Consider the following 17,758-nt stretch of genomic DNA (forward strand, 5'->3'; position numbering starts at 1 on the left):
ATCGCTTCGTACGGGGCAGGTTCGGGCATGGGACGGTGCATGGCGTCGAGGCCGGAGCGGTCCTGGGCCTCGACTTCGAGCGCGTGCAACTCGAAAGCGACCGGTTCGCGGCGATTCTCGAGGTGCTGCACGCCGGGTCTGCTGCGGCAGCCACTGTGGCACTTGAACAGCTCCGCGACACGATCAAGACGCTCCGGACCGATGGTCGCAGGCCAAGAAGCCTCAAGGCCGAATCAGAAGCCGAGCAAATCGGCCGCCTCCAGGCGCTGGCGCGTCGCATGCGCCGTGACGACCTGATCCCGGGCCTAACTGTCCATCAGGCCAAGGGCCGGGAATGGCCTGCAGTCGGCCTCAGCCTCTCCTCGGGCGAAATGGCGCGACTTCGGGAAGGTCTGCACGAAAACAAACCTGACGACCGCGTGCTCTACGTAGCGCTGACGCGGGCGATGAAGACGGTTCGGCGGTGTTGAGAGCGCCAGGCAGTGGACAGATGGAAACACTGCAATTGAGCGGGTTCCGCCTCCTGCCTGGTCTGCTGGGACGTCTTGCGTGACGATACAGGTGCGTTCGTGAGTTGGGACATCAGCTTATTCTTGTCGGTCTAGGGCATTCCAATCATCACGAAAATCGCCTCGGCAGCGCTGGCTTTCGCCCGCTGCTGCCGCGACCTCGGTCCGAGTGCGGCTGCGGGAGCTGAGGCGAGACATCCCGGCTGTTCGATCCCCACCCGAGCGGCCTGCGGGTCGTGCCCAGCTCGGTTTCCTCCGTGACAACGATGCCTGCTCGCCCCGACGCGGACCTGCTCCGGAGCGTCTACGTGAGCGTTCTGCGCCGCCGGGGCTGCGGTTCGTTGTTCAGGGATGCAGGGCATGGAGGTCCGGTGCCGAGACCAGGTGCCGAAGCTCCGGTGCGGTGGCTCAACCTTGACTGCAGAGGAGCTTGGCTATGCCCCGACCGAGAGGTTCCGCAGGATTGTCTAGAGGTGGACCGTCGCCGCTCCATTGCCCGCACCGTGCCACATGCAGCGATGCCCAAGCGGGACGGGAAAGCGAAGCTACTGTGGACGCATTGCGTCCGTAACCCATGGGACGCAGAAGGCAGGGCTGAGGGCCAGTGAGCGTCGATCCATTTTAGGGGATGACTCTCCAGGAGTTGGTTGCGTACGATCGACTCATGGCAGGGACGCTTGGTTTCAAACTGGCAGTTCGGCATACGTATCAGCGGCGGTTCACCCGACAGGACCTGGACACGGCCCTGGCAGGGTGCCATTGGTACCTCATCTCCGCCCGACCGGCCGTTCGCATCATTCCCGACTCTGAGCGACTCGATGATGGCATCCTGACCGTCGGGTTCCAAGAGGCGGGAGCGGGCGACAGTTCAGGCACGGCCGCGCTGTACGGCGCTGAGTACGCCGACACCGATCATGATGCGACTTTCCATGTCCACGAGGGCGGCTCCTACTTCTCGCTCCGGTTCCCGGGTGTCCATCTCCATGGCGATTCGTGGTCGCTGGCCGCATTCCTTTCTGGGGGCGGTCCGGACCTGGCACGGCACGAGATCCTCTACATCGGCAAGGCCTACGGTGACGGCCGGCGTACCGCCGCTACTCGCACGGCCCAGCATGAAACACTCCAGACCATCTATGAGGACTATCTCGACCAGAGGATGGACATCTTCGTCACCCCATTGATGCTCGCGAAATCCACATGGTCCAGCGACGACCACATCGACGACACCGAACCCGGCCCGGACATCGATGCGTACGAACGCGTCTTCGCTACCCGGGACGGAGTCGTATCCGGATCTACGGTCGACCTGATCGAGCACAGTCTCATCGCCCATTTCAGCCCGGCTTACAACGTGAACCTGAGCAAGTGGCAGGCGCCCCGGCAGACCGAGCCGATGCGGCAGATGCGCTCGGCAGGGTTCCGGCTGCTCAACGTACACCTTGACACAAGTGACGGGCTCGCCCGATTCTGTTCCGCGACCCAGCCCGAGGCCCGTCGGAGCCACTTCATTTACCACGACGTCCCGCCTGCCCCTCGCAAGGCCGTGCCGCGTGGCATCAGCGCCATGGAGATCAGCCAGTGGCGCCCGGAGGCCCGTCTCGTTCGCGAAGGCCCCGATATGTTCAGCGATCTCGCCGAACAACGAGACCTGATGTTCCGAACCTTCGGCGACGAGGCCCCCGCCGAGCGGAAACCGAGCTCCATCTTCCTCGACCATTCGAGCGACACAACGGTCCAGACCACGCCCCTGGCGCCGGACCTTCTCGAGGCCGAACAGCAGGTTCGCGAATCCATCCTGCAGCGGCGACAGCAAGAGGCCGACGAGGAGGCGGCACTGCAGTACCGGGGCGTGCCCACCTACGACCCCGAGACCGGCAGTATCGAGTTCGGACGGCTGGACTCCGGAGAACCGGTCCCCTGGATCCTGCACGACCGTGAGGGAAACGCCCAGAGCGGCTACCTCATCAACGACGACCACCGATCGAACACTTCGACTCTCGTGATCCTCAAGCACCAAGCGGAGCTGTCCGGGCGATTCGTGACCTACCTCTGCGACCCGAAAGACCGGTTGCGCCTGTCGGCGGGCACGGATGCATCGTCGCCGCAGGCCTGGATTGCCACGAGTCCCGATGCGACCGCTGAGGCGATCCTCAAAGTCGCCGACGTGGTCGACCTGCGCGCTGGCGATCCGGGTGACTTCAAGATCGGGTCCGGGACCGCTGGTCTCCTGCTCGTGATCAACGATGCGGATACGATTCTGGGGTCTCCGGCGATCGACCGCGCCGCATCCAACATCCTCACCAACGGTCCTGTCGTGGGCGTCGGCCTGCTCACGGCGTTCGGTACGGTCACTGGTTTCACCTACGCTGCCGAGCACTGGCAGGGGCTCGGCGGGGTCCATAACAAGCTGGCTGGGATTGAAGTGCCGCCCTCGCTGCCCGCGTGGGCGGCGATGCTCCACCGCGCTCCGCTGCAGGAGGTACCGGTGACTGACGGCGAGCTTGCTTTCGCCGTCTTCCATGACGACCGGAACCTGTACTTCGGCATCGTCGCGGGCGTCTTGGACGGCTCGCACGATGGTGAAGCCGTCAAGCGCGAGGGCAGAGCGATCATCGTGGATCTCGTCGGCGGGGACCTGCTCTGGATTGAAGAGGATCACGACTGCGGGTGTTATGAGGGGCTGAATCTCTTGAATGCCACGCGATGGATCGTCAGGCGCTTCCCCGAGCAATGGGTGCTGTTCCATGTCATGACGAATTACTTCTTCGACGTCGACGCGCCGCAGCATGAGGCCCTGGGTTGGGCGGACGAAGTGATGCGGTCCCGATTCCGCACCCCCGCCTACACCTGGCGCTCGGGTCCGACCCCCGACGGCACCGATTTCGCCCTCTACACGACCATCCCTGAACCCATCGAGGTCCTCGACCAGTCCAACAAGATCATGCAGCTGTACCGACACCTCTACGGATAATCTCAGGCGCGATCCCCATGCTGGGGGTGTCGTGCGGCAGCGGTGTCGAATTGACAGAGCGGCAGGCGTGCCGTCGACGGTCCTGCTGTCAACTACCCGACGACTTGTGTTCCATGGGGTCCCAACGGAATACGTTGAGGATCGAGGAGTGTTCTGGCAGGCGTTGTTCGCACGCTCGAGAAAGGGCCCGCGCTTGTTCCGACGCCGCAACACCTCGACCCGGACCGCAGTCGATCCCCATACCTGGCCTGCCTTGACCAAACTCGCCGACTACGACGGCGCCGTCGATCTCGGCGGCGCGACCGCCCAGATCTGGGCCCGCGCAGAAGGACGGATCGCGCTCGTCCAGCACGAAGCGACCACCGCCAGCACGTGGACGTGGCGTGAGGACCTCGCCGGCATCGAGGCCGTCGTCTATTGCACCGGCCGGCTCTGGACGGCCGAACCCGAGATGCGCTTGTGGGAGCCGGGCGTGTTCCCCGACCACAACGCGCCACTGGTGTCCTGGACACAGATGAGCGGCTGGATCGGGACCGCCCCTCCCTTGTTCCCACAGAACCTTCGCACATTCGCGATCATCGACCGGTGGGAGCCCGGCGAGCCCCCGGTGACCGCGCTTGCCCGCGACGTCGACATCGCCTCGATCCTGGTCGCCGCCGCCACGTGCGAGCCCGGTACGGCGGCGCACCGCGCGCTCACCAACTTCGCCGCTGAAGCCCTTTGGGACGACTACCGGATCACAAAGAACGACATTGCCACGTTCACCGACGCATGCGAACAACTCACGCTGCCGTGGGGTGCGAGACCCTTGCCAGTACCCGAGCCCGGCGACCTCGATGAGACGACAATCCGTGCCGGGTGGCTCGACATACTTGACCGCAGGGACGACGCTGCTGGCGCCGCACTACGGACGATGCGCTCCTGGACCAGCGGCGACCGGACACTGCCGTTCGCCGCATTCACGCAAATCGACCCCAGCGCGGACCAGTGGGCGGCCGAGTGGACCTCGCGGCTGGAGCCGAGCCCGTGGAGGGCCGCGCATGTCCTCTTCGAAGAGCGCAGACCTGTCCGGTACCTGACCGACCCGGCAACGGGAGCGGCATGCGCCGAGGACCCCGACGGCATCATTCACACGCTCGTCCCGGCCGCGATCCCCACCGCAGCCGCGCTCCACTCAGTGATCCTCTCCGGTGGGCACACGACCGTGTGGATCCGCGACACCGACGGCCGCCTATGGCTCGCACCCCAGCTCGCCGCCGACGGCATCGCCTGGGGTTACAGCGGCGGCGGCCCGTGGACGCTTGCCGGCCTCCTGGGTCGACTCCTCGACGACCTCGCCGCCCGAGCCACTGTCGGCGGCAAACCCCGGCCCGGCCTGCTTGCCTTGTGCCAGCACCCATGGCCAGACGGTACGGTGCTGACACGGGCGGACCTCGAAGCAGCACGTGACGGCCGGTTCACGCTGCCAGTAGTCGACACCGATAAATGACGCTCGTGTGGGCCAGCGCCACCGGCGCTGGCCCACACACGGACGACATGATTGCAGACACCCTGATCGAATCCAGGGGTTGGTCTGGGGACGCGAAGATCCGCCATGGTCAAACCCATCCAGTCCATCGCACGGCTCCGGAACACATGAAGCGCCGCAGGTTGCTGACGAGGAAGATTTCCAGATGGACAGAGGCGAGCTTCAAATCTCCATCTTGGTAAATTCGTTACGTGTCACGAGACGGTCTCCCTACTGGCGCAGGGCGTCGGCCTGCTGAAATCACCGCCCCCGCCCGTTGCTCAAATCTACGCATCGATCCGCGCGGGTACCCGATTATCGGGGTCATCCCGCAGGCGCCAGGGAAGGAGGACTTCGGCGGCCTGTCAGAGAAGCGCAAACTCGTCCTCGCCACCTATGACCTGTGCGCTGTGTGCGCGATGCCGTTCCGTGACGAGCTGCGCTGGCAGGTGACGTTCAACGATCAGTTGCATCACATGGGCCCTGCGCCGACATTCAACGAGGCACCCGTCCACAAAATATGCGCGCTGTACGCGGCGCAGGTGTGTCCATTTGTGTCATCGCCCCACGCGCGTCTGGGCGATGCCCAGCGCAAGGGCCAGCGTCGACCCGAAACCCTCGTCCTCGCAGGCTTCACTGGCACAGCAGCAGTGTTCGGGCATGAGAGCGACCTGCAGGCCGGCGAGAACATCCTGATGTTCGAGATGGACGAGCTGCGCAGTACCCACCAGCTCACCAGCGCCAGCGATGCCCGTGACGCCTATGAAGCAGCGTTGGGCGATGAAGCCAGCATCGAACTCGACGATCAAGAGCGGCGCATCATCGAAATCCTGTGTGCACCGACTCTCGAGGAGAATGAGGACTCCGGTGGCGTCATGGCCGGAGCCGCATGGTTCATCGGTGCGGCGTTCTGCCCGCAGATCAAGCGAGTTCAGGCGATGAAGCAGTTCGCCGAGTCCCGCGACGACTTCTACTTCCAGATGGCGGCGAATTTTCTGTTCTATCCCAATCGCATGGCCGACTGGGAAGACGCTGAAGATGCCTCGACTGCCGCAGCTGTATCGTGGTTCAGGTCGCGGGATAGCCTGCCTGAGGTACTGAGACCGTGGCGATCCGATGCTGCGCGTCGGCTCAGGGATTCCAAGGGGCGGCGCCCTATCCCGACTACCAAGCGGGCACCAGTAGTCCGCGATGAAGACGCGCTGCGTCGACGCAGGGAAGCCGAGGCGCGCCTTCGCAGGCGGCGACGAAAGAAGTAGCGGTGGGGGGCTTCGATGAACTCTGTGAGGCGATCTCAATCTGCTTCGGTCGCATGTCGGCCGATTGTGCCGTGCAGAGTTGTCAGCCGAGGAGGCGTGGTCCTTCGGACCTAGGTCCATGAGATTCCTGCCAAGTGCTGGCCAGTGTTTCCTGATGTGCTGAGGAGACAGCGTTCGACCAGGCTAAGGGTCAATTCACGGAGTTGCCGACCGCCCGCTGAGCAGGTTTCAGGGGATGCATGATCACGAAGCCGGCCGGTTTCGGTGTCCAAGCCTGCGACGTGGCCGGTAGGGGATCATCTTGAAGTCGCTGCCGGACCGGTTGGCGGCATGGGTCCCCGACTTGGGCTAAGAGTTCTGACGTTTGAAGAGATCCTTGCCCACCGTCGGAGGGTAGGGAATCACGGCGGACATTGAGATGATGCATGGCGAGTTACCGGTCGGTAATCCGAGAATCCTTGAGTGGCGATACAAGTGCGCTTTCGGTGGTGTGCCTCTGCCTCGGCGGGTTCGAAGGTCGATGGTGGTTCGCGGTTGTGTGAGGTAGTGGGGGCCAAGGAGCGTCGACGCCACGACATCGCCGAGCAGACCGGAGATGCGGCGCAGCATTTGCCCGATAACGGGGGGTGCGTCGAGCCTGTGGCGGTCCTTGTGCGACACTGCGTCGGCTCCATCAAAAAGTAGGCAGTATCACATTCTTGCGATAGTCCTCCCAATCAGATCCATAATGGACTTGGCGGCCATACTCTTGGCCATGAACACGTTGGGAAAGGTTGGCAGATCGCCTGGTCAGTCAGGGTGGGTCTGGGCGTTCGATAGGCCCATTGCCGCTGGTAAGGAGTTTCGGATAGCGCTGGGGGTCAAGGGGTCGCAGGTTCAAATCCTGTCAGCCCGACCATAGAGCTCTTGTTTGAACATCGGGCACTTTCTGCGGGGCCGCGGCGTAAGCCGCGGCTCTTTCGCGTGCCAGCGCCTGGCTGGTGGCATGCTGTCCGAGATAGTGGCGGAGCGGTGCGTAGACGGCGGCGTGGTCTGCGCGGGCGGTCGCCGGGTGGTCGAGATCGTCGGCGTCGATGTAGAGCTTGTCGAAGCACAGGCCGTTGAAGGCGCGACGGTGGTCGTCCGGCAGGGACCGGTAGAGCGCCCAGGGCTTCAGATAAGCAGAGGGACTGTCCGGATCTGCTGCTGCGGGTGGCCGCGGGCGGTGTTGACTCTGGTCGACCGGTCGCTCACAATGGTTTTGATGACGATTTACCGAAAGGACGATGCCGCGTAGGTCTCCTGCGCAGGTCCGCGCAAGCCAGCGGCATCGATCGAGATCCCTGATTCAGCGACCGACTCCTCAGATTCGCGGTGCTTCAGGGTCGTTGAACGCCGCTCTTCGTAGGCTTGAGGTCCGTGACTCCCGGTCGTGGCCCGGCCGGTTCGGATCGGCGTTTCTCGTTTGGCGGCAGATCGCTTACAGGCGCAGTCGCGCCCGAGGAGATTCGATCTGTACCGAAGAGTGCTGTTGCCCGCGTCCGAGGGAGGCACTGGAGCAGGCTTTGCACGGGCTTCCTCGCCGGTTCGCGCGCGAGCTTCGACGACTGCTCGCGCCGCTTGACTCGGCGGTTGAGAGACGGACCGTTCCGGACCCGTTCGCGCCGGTCGGCCGGGAATGGAGTTTCCGGAGCTGACAAACCGGAACCGATGCAGGTTTCGCCGGTTCCGGGCGGTGTACGGGCTTGCCTGTATTGCACGGTCAGGTTCGGGAAGCCTCCCTTGTTTCGGGCGCTTCTGCTGTTCAATCCTTCTGAGCTCATGGAGTTTTCGATGAGGTCCAATGCGGTCGGTGGTATCGGGAGTTTCGAGGAGATGCTCGGAGCTTCCGACCGGCCGTGCTGGCTGCTTGATGTGGACGGGGTCCTCAATGCTGGACAGCCATGCTGGTCGAATGCGCAGCAGCGTCTCGTTTCCTCGAGAGCCGCGGGCGTATTGCGGTTGACCTGGTCGCCGCCCCTTCTCGACCGCATCCGCGCTGTGGCTGAATCAGGACTGGTCGATCTGGTCTGGGCTACGACGTGGTGCCCCGAAGGCGAGATCCTGGAGGACCTGTGGAACCTGCCGACGTTGACCCGGGCCTGGACTGCGGAACTGTATGGACCTGCGGCCGCCGAAGCGAAGGCGGCTGCCGCCACCGAAGTGACCTTGGCCGGCCGTCCATTGATCTGGACCGACGATGAACTCGCCGAGGACCTCGCCGAACCGGATCGTCTGGAGATCCGCCCTCGATCCCGGTGCGGTTTGGCTCCGGGCGATCTCGAGGCGATTGAACGGTTCGTCGCTCGCCACGCAAGGTCCGGCGGCGGAAGGGCAGGTTAGCCACGGGAGGGCGCAGGTCTTGCGATCGGTGCGAACCGGGCGCTTGACACCGCGGAAGCTGATGTCGCATTTGAGCGCGAGACTCGCGGGGATGCGATCAGGGCCACCTGGATCAAGAGTGGCGGCTCGGATCCTCCCCCGTGATGGGGACACCGCATTCTTCAACGCGACCTGGTCGCAGCACATCGGGCAGCACGTGCAGCGCCTCGCTGGCGGACGATCAGGAGCGTGGCGTTGAGTGCGGGCCAGGAGACCAGGAGCGCCGCGAGGACGCCCAGCAGCAGGTCCCACCAGAAGGAGTCGGCCATAGGTTCTCAAGCCCACCGGAAGCTGGGTGGAATGTGGTGGCGGGCTTCGGATTTCGGGTGTTCGGGTCGCGATTACCTGGACCGTGACATGGGGCTTCGGAGGGTGCGGGCCAGTGCCAGTCCGCCGAGGTTCATCCCGATCAGGGCGACTACGAGCGCGACGATCGCTCCGGCTCGGCCGTTTCCGGTGCCGAATCCACCGGTGGACTGGGCTTCGTGCAGGACGGCCAGGACGAATCCGGTGAGCCCCAGCGCCAGTGCCGCGATGGCTGCGGCCGGTGCGCTGCCGATGCGGATGCGACCGGCGGCGCGGAGGTACGCCAGGGCGCCGATGGCCACACTGGTCAGGCCCAGCGCGGCGGCCACGACGGCGCCGAACCGGTCCGAGTCGGGGCCGTAGCCGCCGACGGCGACTTGGTCGTGCGCGGCGGCCGGTGCGGCCAGCAGCAGCACGCCGGCGATGGCGGTCGTGGCGATCGTGGACAGATGGCGCGCTGTCATAGGGGCCCCCTTGAGCCGTACGACGGGTACAGAGGACAGTAGATTCGGGGCAGATGCCTCGTCGTCGTGCCGGGGGCGAAGATCCGGCCTACCGTGCGGGCAGTATGAGATCCGGGCAATACCGCCATGGTTGTCCCCGACGACTCTCGGCCGTCACCATTGCCGTTGCGCGGTCGCCTTCGAGCCGGTCCTCAGGGGCGCCGGCGGCACGTCTTCGGACACGACCGCTCCGGCGGTGATCACGGCGTCGCGGCCGATGGTGACTCCAGGGAGGATCGTGGCACCGGCGCCGATCCACACGTTCTCCGCGATGTCGACGGGCGCTAGCCGACGATGTTGTCGGCGGTCAGGGCGTAGATGGCCCAGATCGACAACAGGCTGATCAGTGCGATCTCGCGCCAGGCGAGCCAGGGGTTGGCCTGGATCGCATACGAGGTGTGTTGGTTGGGCCGGACCGGTTCGGGTGGCATCTGCTCGTCGGCCAGCGGCCGGTCGAACCGGTGTATGAATACCTGGATGAGGGTCATGCCGATGATCAGTCCGGCCGCGAAGCTCGTCACCTCCACGCCGGAGGCGAACGCCAGCACCGTCATGGCCACGACCAGCACCAGCGATACGGTGTCGTAGCCGCGTATGATGCGCTGGCCGCGTGCGTAGTACGAGCCGACCCGCTTGATACGGATGCGGTAGGGCAGGGCCAGCCACACGGCGAATTTGGCCAGGCTCTGGAGGAAGTACAGGATCAGCAGGACGGTGAGGGCGAGTGTCATCGGTGATCTCCATTTGATTCGGCGCGGTCGGGGAACCACGCGGCCAGCACGGTCGGGTCGATCAGGACGACTGAGCCGGACGGCACGCCCAGGACCCGTTCGAGGGCGTCGGTGTAAGCGGCCGTCGTGCGTGCGGCGTGGCCGGCCTCAGCGCCTGTCAGGAGTGCTTCGGCCAGTCGGTCGTTCAGGTCCAGGGCGAGGTCGAGGAGGACTACGGCGCTGGATTCGGGATCGGTCGCGGTGAAGACGCGCGCCTGGATGCCCTGGTCGATCAGCTCGGCCAGGAGCGGGGCGATCCGGCTGGTGATCGCGCGGCGCAGGCGCTGCCGGACTACGGCGTTGGCGTCTGAGTACCACACCCCGACAAGTTCGAGCAGGAGCTCGCGGCGGTGCGTCTTCCACTGCCCGGCGGCGGCGAGGAACTGTTGGAGCTTGTCCAGGGGAGCGAGTCCGGTCTGGTGGTCGACCACCGGGGCCAAAGCGGCCGCGAGTCGCTCGCTGGTGCGGTCCATGACTGCCGCGGCGAGGTCTTGTTTGGAGTCGAAGTAGTGGTAGAAGGCGCCCTTGGACGTGTCGAGTTCCTTGAGCACGTCGGCGACGCTCATGTCCTCGTACCCCTTGGACTGCAGCAGTCGCTCGGCCGCATCCAGGAAGGCGTCGCGCCGCCGGGCATGCGCCACCGGGTCCAGTGTCCGGGCCATCTCACTCCATCAATAGACCAACCGTCGGTCTAACAATAGTCGAAAGCATGGGGACCCATCAACCCCGCTAGCCGAACGGCATTGCGACTAGCGGGATCGGTAAGCCGTCGGGGTCATGCCGTGGACGCTGGTGAACTGCCGGGAGAAGTACATCGGGTCTTCGTATCCGGTCTCGCGGGCCACGACGGCGATGGGCAGGTCGGTGCCGTCGAGGAACTCGCGGGCGCGCGTCATGCGGAGCTGCACCTGGAACTGGAGCGGGGTGACGCCGAGACGCTCGCGGAACAGCGCGGTCAGTTGCGAAGTGCTCAGTCCGACCATCGAGGCGAGAGCGGTGACCGAGGTGCGGTGCGGGGCAGTGGCCCGAAGATGCTCGGCGGCACGCTCCAGCGGGCTCATACCGGCTCCGGGTCCGCGACGTCCGGTGGCGATCACCTGCGTCAGGGCGTGCCAGGCGGCACCCGCGGCTCGAATGAAGGCCGAGGTGGTGAGCCCGGAGTCGAGCGCGTCGATGACCTGAGAGACCAGGCTCGCTACCGGAGCGGGGTCCCGCAGGTGCGTGACCGGTCCGCCCGTCGTCGAATGCGCGGTGCGGACCAGGTCGGCTGCGTCGGATCCGGCGAAGTGGAACCACCACAGGGTCCACGGATCGTCCTGGGAGGCGCCGTAGGCGTGCGCGCGGTCGGAGGGGAGCAGGACGGTGCCGCCGCGGGAGACGCTGAACCGGAGGTCCTCGCTACGGCACCAGCCGGCGCCGTCGGTGCAGACCAGGAGGATGTGCTCGCCCGCGCCCCGACGGCGTACACGACCGTGCCGGGCGGCGTGCGGAAAGAACCCGGCATCGGTGACCAGCAGCTTCCCGGTCACCGGGTGGCGCAGCGCCTCGGCAACCGCGGTGCGCGGCACCACGAGCATTCGCTGCCCGGTGAAACCTTCACGAATCGTCCCCGGGCCTGCATCGGCAGTTGTTTCGTCCATGGACATCAGTGAAATGACCATCGACGGCCATGTCAAGAGCTCATAGGGTCAAGTAATGCCATCCGGACAGTCGAGGATCGTCCTACCCGACGTTCCCGCCGCGCTCGTTGACTCACCCGTGAGGGCCTGGCGTGAGCCGGTCGCGATCGACACCTACGCGCCCGCCGCACCCGACCGCTACCCCGCCTACCTGGACCAGCGCGTCTACCAGGGATCCTCGGGCGCGGTCTACCCGCTGCCGTTCATCGACGCGGTCGACCGCGAGAAGGCCCCGAGAAACTGGGACGCGATCCACCTCGAGAACGAGTACGTCCGGCTGATGATCCTCCCCGAGCTCGGCGGCAGGATTCACATCGGACTCGACAAGACTCGCGGCCGCGACTTCTTCTACCGCAACGACGTCATCAAGCCCGCCCTCGTGGGCCTTGCTGGCCCGTGGGTCTCAGGCGGGGTCGAATTCAACTGGCCCCAGCACCACCGTCCCGCCACCCACCTGCCGGTCGAGACCGAAATCGAGGCCGAAACGGACGGGTCGACCACCGTCTGGTGCTCCGACCACGACCCGTTCGCGCGCATGCAGGGCATGCACGGCATCCGCCTGCGCCCGGCGAGCGCGCTGGTGGAGCTGCGCGGTCACCTGGTGAACCGGACGGCGGAGGTGCAGACCTTCCTGTGGTGGGCGAACGCGGCGGCCGCGTCCCACGACGATTACCAATCGTTCTTCCCCACGGATGTGCGGGTGGTCGCCGACCACGCCAAGCGCGCGACCACGAGTTTCCCCGCGGCCGACGGCCCCTATTACGGCGTGGACTACCCGTCCCGCCGAACCCTCGAGCACCCGGACGGCGACCGTCTGGACTGGTACCGCAACATTCCGGTACCGACGTCGTACATGTGCCTGGGCACCGAAGACGACTTCTTCGGTGGCTACGACCACGCCGCGCGCGCCGGGTTCGTCCACTGGGCCGACCACCGGACCGCTCCCGGCAAGAAGCAGTGGACCTGGGGCAACGCCCCCTTCGGCTGGGCCTGGGACGCTCAACTCACCGACGACAACGGCCCCTATGTGGAGCTCATGGCCGGGGTCTTCACCGACAACCAGCCCGACTTCGCGTTCCTCGAACCCGGCGAGACCAAGACGTTCTCGCAGTACTGGTACCCGATCCAGGACACCGGCCCGGTTCACCAGGCCACCCGCGAGGCCGCCGTCCGCCTCGACCTCCACGTCGACGACGGTGAGACGCGCGCCCGGATCGCCGCGGCGGTCACCGAGCCGCGGCCCGGCGCCCGGGTGGTACTGCACGTCGGCGGCCGCACGGTCCACCGGGACGCCGTCGATCTCGCCCCCGGCTCCCCGTACCGGCGCGACATCCACTGGTCCGGAACCCCCGATCCGTCCGAGTGCGAACTCGTGATCGAGCACCGCGACGAGGCGCTGGTCCGATGGCGCCCCCGCCCCGAACGCGTGGAGCCGCCCGCCGCCGAGCCCGCGACCGAGCCGCCCGCACCGGCCGATATCGATTCGGTCGACGAGCTGTACCTCACCGGCCTGCACTTGGAGCAGTACCGGCACGCGACCCGCAGGCCGGAGCCGTACTGGCGGGAGGCCCTGCGCCGTGATCCGGGCGATGCCCGCTGCAACACAGCGCTGGCCGCACGGCTGGCGCATGCCGGCCGCCTCGAAGAGGCCGAGGAGCACCTGCGCACGGCCATCGGGCGGCTGACGCGCCGCAACCCCAACCCGCGCGACGGCGAGACCCACTACCGGCTCGGCCTCGTCCTCGCCCGCCGGGGCCGCGGCGCCGAGGCCAAGGAGGCGTTCGGCAAGGCCCTGTGGGACCGCGCCTGGGCCGACGCCGCCGCGGTCGCCACCGCCCGGATCGACCTCGCCGCGGGACGCGACGGGGACGCCCAGACCGAACTCGCCGTGCTGCTCGAGCGCAGCCCGGGCCACACGCAGGCCCGGAATCTCATGACGGTGGCGGTCCTGCGGCACGGTGATCGGGCGCGTGCGGCCGCGATCGTGCGGGAGACCCTGCGGGGCAACCCGCTCGATGCGTGGGCCCGCGATCTGGCCGACCGGCTCGGCCGCGACGCCGAGCCCACGACCGACCCGACGATCGCCATGGACGTCGCCCTCGAATACCGCTCGATCCGCGAGGACGAGAACGCGATCGAACTGTTCGACGACGCCGCGCGGCTCGTACCCGCTTCCGGCCAGGTCAACGTCGCCCCGCTCTCCTGGCTGCACCGCGCCGACCTCGAGTTCGAACGCGGCGACGAGCAAGCCGCCGACCTGGCGCTGGAGATGGTCCGCCAATCGGATCGGACGTGGTGCTTCCCCTCGGCCGCCGACAACGACGCGTTGGCGCGGCTGCGGGACCGACGCCCCGGCGACGCCGTGCTCTCCGCCCTCGCCGGGCACTGGCTCTACGCCGCGGGCCGCCGCGACGAAGCCGTCGCCGCATGGGAGGCCGCGGCCCCGACCGGCGACCCGGTCGTCCTGCGCAACCTCGGCGTGGCCGCGCACAACGTCCAAGGCGACCCCGAGCACGCCGCCGCCTGGTACGAGCGCGCCCGCACCGCCGCGCCCGACGACGCCCGCCTGCTCTACGAGGCCGACCGGCTCGACGCCCGTCGCGGCGTCGATCCCGAGCACCGTCTCTCGACTCTGGAGGGACGTCGCGACCTGGTCGAACTCCGCGACGACCTGTCCGTGCAGTTCGCCGCGCTGCTGACCGCCGCCGGCCGCGCGGACGAGGCCCTCGACGTGCTCGCCGGCCGCGCCTTCCAGCCCTGGGAAGGCGGCGAAGGACGCGTCCTGGCCGCCTGGGAGGAGGCCCACCTCGCCCTCGCCCGCGCCGCCGTGGCCGCGGACGATGCCCGCCGCGCCGCGGACCACGCCCGGGCCGCGCTCGACCCGGCCCCGAACCTCGGGGAGGCCCGCCACCTCCTGGCCAACACCGCCGACCTCCACCTGCTGCTCGGGGACGCCCTGGCCTCCGCCGGGGACCCGGCCGCCGCCCGGGGCGCGTGGGAGCGGGCCGCCGCCCAGCAGGGCGACTTCCAGACCATGCGGGTGCAGACCCACTCCGAGCACACCGCCGCCGCCGTCACCGCCCTGCGGCGCCTGGGCGAGACCGACGCCGCACAGGCCCTGCGCGACGACCTAGCCCGCTACATCGACGAACAGGACCGGACCGAGGCCCGGATCGACTACTTCGCGACCTCCCTGCCGGCCATGCTGCTGTTCACCGCCGACCTCCAGGCCGCCCACGACACGCGGGTCCTGGTGCTGCGAGCACAGCTTGCACTGCTGGACGGTGCGCCCGGCCGCGCCGCCGCCCTCGCCGCCGAAGCGCTCGAGCGCGACCCGCTCAACGGCGCCGCCCGCGCCGTAGCCGAATCGGCCCCCGCCCCTCGACCGCATCGCGTCCTCAAAGGTGAGACATGAAGCACCCGGCCCCCACCCGCGCATTGCGCGTCGGTGCATCCCCGCCGCCGCCCCGCGGCCACCTACCCCACGGCGAGCCCCCGGGAACACCCGACCGGATCGAGGTGACCGGCCGCTGGATCGAGCGCGCCGGTCGAGCCTGGATCCCGATCACCGGCGAGATCCACTACTCCCGGCTCCCGCGCGAACGCTGGGACGAGGTCCTCGGCCACGCACGCGCCGGAGGCCTCGACTCGGTCGCCACCTACGTGTTCTGGGCCGCCCACGAGCCCGAACCCGGCCGCTTCGACTGGACCGGGAACCTCGACCTGCGCGCATTCGTCGAACTCGCCGGCTGCCACGGTCTCGACGTCGTCGTGCGCCTGGGTCCCTGGGCCCACGGCGAGTACCGCAACGGCGGCTTCCCCGACTGGGTCGCCGAGCGCGACCTGAAGACCCGCACCGACGACCGGGAATACCTCGCGTTGGTGCGGCGACTGTACGCCCATACCATCGGCCGGCTCCGGGGCCTCGCCCACGCCGAAGGCGGCCCGATCATCGGCGCGCAGGTCGACAACGAGCTGTACGACCGGCCCGAGCACCTCGCCACGTTGCGGGACATCGCCGAGGAGTGCGGTCTGCGTGTTCCGATCTGGACCGCGACCGGCTGGGGCGGCGCTCAACTGCCCGAGACCCTCCTGCCGCTGTACAGCGCCTACTCCGAGGGGTTCTGGGAGGACGAGACCACCGAGTGGCCCGCGTTCGCCCCGTGCCACTTCCGCTACAGCGAAGTCCGCGACGACCTCAGCGTCGGCACCGACTTGAGGGAGGCCCTCGACGGCCTCGCCGCCGCCGACACCGCCGAGATCGACGACCGGCTGCCGTTCGCCACGTGCGAACTCGGCGGCGGCATGCACGTTGCCTACCATCGCCGGCCCCTGGTCTCGTCCGAAGACGTCGCCACACTCGCGCTCGCCAAGATCGGGTCCGGTTCGGTCTGGCAGGGCTACTACATGTATTCGGGCGGCACGCAGCACACCGGACCACATGGGACCGAGCAGGAGTCGCACGCCACCGGCTACCCCAACGACGTGCCGGGACTCAGCTACGACTTCCACGCGCCGATCGGCGAGCACGGCCAGATCCGCGCCCACCACCACTACCTGCGCCGCCAGCACCTGTGGCTACGTCAGGAAGGCCATCGCATCGCCGCCATGACCGCCGCCGTGGGCGGCGGCAGCGACGACCCCGACGAACTGCGTTGGGCCGTCCGCTCCGACGGGTCGAGCGGCTACCTGTTCCTGACCACCTACCAGCCGCCGAAGCGGCCCATCGCGGCACAGCCCGACGTCCAGGTCACCGTCGCGTTCGACGACGCCGAGGTCACCGTCCCGACTGATCCGGTGGACATCCCGGCGGGCCGCTCGCTGGTGTGGCCGCTGCGCTACGCGCTCGCCCCGGACCTGGAGCTGCGAAGCGCCACTGCGCAACTGCTCACCAGGCTCAGTGACGACGAAGGCGAGATCGTGGTTCTCGCCGCCACCGAGGGGATTCCGGTCGAGATCATCCTGGGCGACGGCACTGTGGTCGACCTGCCCGCCGCTCCGGGCCCGGACTGCGTCGTGCGACTGCCCGGCGTGCGGCTGCTGATCCTCGACGAGGCGAGCGCGAACCGGCTCTACCGGCTCGACCTCGCCGGCCGCGACCGTCTCGTCCTCGCCGACGCACCCGTCCGGGCCGACGGCGGCGACCTCATCGTCCAGTCCGAGTCCGAGCACGTGACCGTCGCGGTCCTGCCCGCACCCGACGGGTTCGACTCCGACGGCGCCGAGCTGTCGGGGCCCCGCGCCCAGGGGCCGTGGCGGTCCTGGGCCGTCACCGCCCGCGGCGCGGGACCGATCCCGCTGGCCGTCCGACGCCGGCCCGAGCACGGACCCGCGCCCGAACCCAGACGCGGCGGCCCTCTGGGACGCCTCAGCGCCCCCGACGACTACACGAACGCGGCGGCCGTCCACATCGACGTCCCTGCCGAGGCGTTCGCGGCCGACCGGACGCTGCTGCGCGTCGAGTGGACCGGCGACACCGGTCGTGCCTATGTCGGCGAGCGACTGGTCTCCGACCACTTCTGGCACGGCCGCGCCTGGGACATCGACCTCACACCGCACCGCCAGCCGGTCTCCGAACACGGCCTCCGGCTCGAACTGCTGCCCTGGCGGCGCGAGACGGGCGTATGGGTCGACCCGTCCGTACGCGGGGTCGACGACGGCATCGCCATCGCCGCCGCCACCGCCGTCCGGGTGGCCAATACCCGGCTCAGCGCCAGGAAGGAGCCGTCCTGACCGTCAACCGCAGACGGCTGCTGCGCCTGGCCGGAGCCGCGGGCCGACGGCCGTTCCGGATCGGGCCCCGAGGAGGGGGCGTGGCACATATTGACAATATATGCATATATACCTATATTTA

At 67.8% G+C, this 17,758-nt stretch carries 13 protein-coding genes and 1 pseudogene; 8 read left to right on the plus strand and 6 right to left on the minus strand.

Annotation, left to right across the window (positions count from 1 at the left end):
• Nucleotides 1-35: 35 nt before the first annotated feature.
• From CUT39_RS00335 to CUT39_RS20070, 6 genes are all read left to right on the plus strand, one after another.
• Nucleotides 36-470: a 3'-5' exonuclease gene (locus tag CUT39_RS00335; protein ID WP_157930401.1), complete on the plus strand. Its 435-nt coding sequence runs from the start codon at nt 36-38 to the stop codon at nt 468-470.
• Nucleotides 471-1,173: 703 nt separating this feature from the next.
• Entirely contained in the window at nt 1,174-3,480 is a 2,307-nt protein-coding gene (locus CUT39_RS00340) for a hypothetical protein (RefSeq protein ID WP_157930402.1), read from the plus strand.
• Nucleotides 3,481-3,733: 253 nt separating this feature from the next.
• Complete coding sequence (locus tag CUT39_RS00345; protein WP_100443962.1) at nt 3,734-4,969, plus strand: hypothetical protein; 1,236 nt, start codon at nt 3,734-3,736, stop codon at nt 4,967-4,969.
• 230 nt (nt 4,970-5,199) lie between these two features.
• Entirely contained in the window at nt 5,200-6,246 is a 1,047-nt protein-coding gene (locus CUT39_RS00350; protein ID WP_157930403.1) for a hypothetical protein, read from the plus strand.
• 985 nt (nt 6,247-7,231) lie between these two features.
• Entirely contained in the window at nt 7,232-7,522 is a 291-nt protein-coding gene (locus tag CUT39_RS00355) for a hypothetical protein (RefSeq protein WP_100443964.1), read from the plus strand.
• Nucleotides 7,523-8,058: 536 nt separating this feature from the next.
• A complete protein-coding gene (locus tag CUT39_RS20070; protein ID WP_157930404.1) occupies nt 8,059-8,607 on the plus strand; it encodes an HAD domain-containing protein in 549 nt (182 codons plus the stop codon).
• Nucleotides 8,608-8,768: 161 nt separating this feature from the next.
• Here CUT39_RS20070 and CUT39_RS20075 read toward each other — a convergent pair whose 3' ends face one another.
• The 6 genes and pseudogenes from CUT39_RS20075 to CUT39_RS00380 all read right to left on the minus strand — a co-directional run bounded on the left by CUT39_RS20075 (nt 8,769) and on the right by CUT39_RS00380 (nt 11,865).
• Nucleotides 8,769-8,915: a hypothetical protein gene (locus tag CUT39_RS20075; protein WP_157930405.1), complete on the minus strand. Its 147-nt coding sequence runs from the start codon at nt 8,913-8,915 to the stop codon at nt 8,769-8,771.
• Nucleotides 8,916-8,987: 72 nt separating this feature from the next.
• Nucleotides 8,988-9,416, minus strand: a complete 429-nt coding sequence (locus CUT39_RS00360) for a DUF6223 family protein (protein ID WP_100443965.1) — start codon at nt 9,414-9,416, stop codon at nt 8,988-8,990.
• Between the two features lie 153 nt (nt 9,417-9,569).
• Nucleotides 9,570-9,740: pseudogene (locus CUT39_RS20935) on the minus strand (DapH/DapD/GlmU-related protein); the annotation flags it as partial.
• Entirely contained in the window at nt 9,740-10,186 is a 447-nt protein-coding gene (locus CUT39_RS20610) for a hypothetical protein (protein ID WP_100443966.1), read from the minus strand. The gene CUT39_RS20610 and the pseudogene CUT39_RS20935, both read right to left, overlap by 1 nt.
• Nucleotides 10,183-10,887, minus strand: coding sequence for a TetR/AcrR family transcriptional regulator (locus CUT39_RS00375; RefSeq protein WP_100443967.1), 705 nt, complete (start codon nt 10,885-10,887; stop codon nt 10,183-10,185). Before CUT39_RS00375 ends, CUT39_RS20610 begins: the two co-directional genes overlap by 4 nt.
• A gap of 87 nt (nt 10,888-10,974) precedes the next feature.
• The gene (locus CUT39_RS00380) at nt 10,975-11,865 is read right to left on the minus strand and encodes an AraC family transcriptional regulator (protein ID WP_100444056.1); all 891 of its coding nucleotides are present in this window, start codon (nt 11,863-11,865) and stop codon (nt 10,975-10,977) included.
• A gap of 118 nt (nt 11,866-11,983) precedes the next feature.
• On the opposite strand from CUT39_RS00380, the gene CUT39_RS00385 reads away from it, so the two are divergent.
• Both CUT39_RS00385 and CUT39_RS00390 read left to right on the plus strand, forming a co-directional pair.
• Nucleotides 11,984-15,319: a DUF5107 domain-containing protein gene (locus CUT39_RS00385; protein ID WP_198586753.1), complete on the plus strand. Its 3,336-nt coding sequence runs from the start codon at nt 11,984-11,986 to the stop codon at nt 15,317-15,319.
• Nucleotides 15,316-17,637: a beta-galactosidase gene (locus CUT39_RS00390; RefSeq protein ID WP_100443969.1), complete on the plus strand. Its 2,322-nt coding sequence runs from the start codon at nt 15,316-15,318 to the stop codon at nt 17,635-17,637. The genes CUT39_RS00385 and CUT39_RS00390 overlap by 4 nt, the downstream gene beginning before the upstream one ends.
• Nucleotides 17,638-17,758 lie beyond the last annotated feature (121 nt).

The sequence above is a fragment of the Glycomyces xiaoerkulensis genome, from assembly GCF_002798405.1.
Taxonomy (GTDB): domain Bacteria; phylum Actinomycetota; class Actinomycetes; order Mycobacteriales; family Micromonosporaceae; genus Glycomyces; species Glycomyces xiaoerkulensis.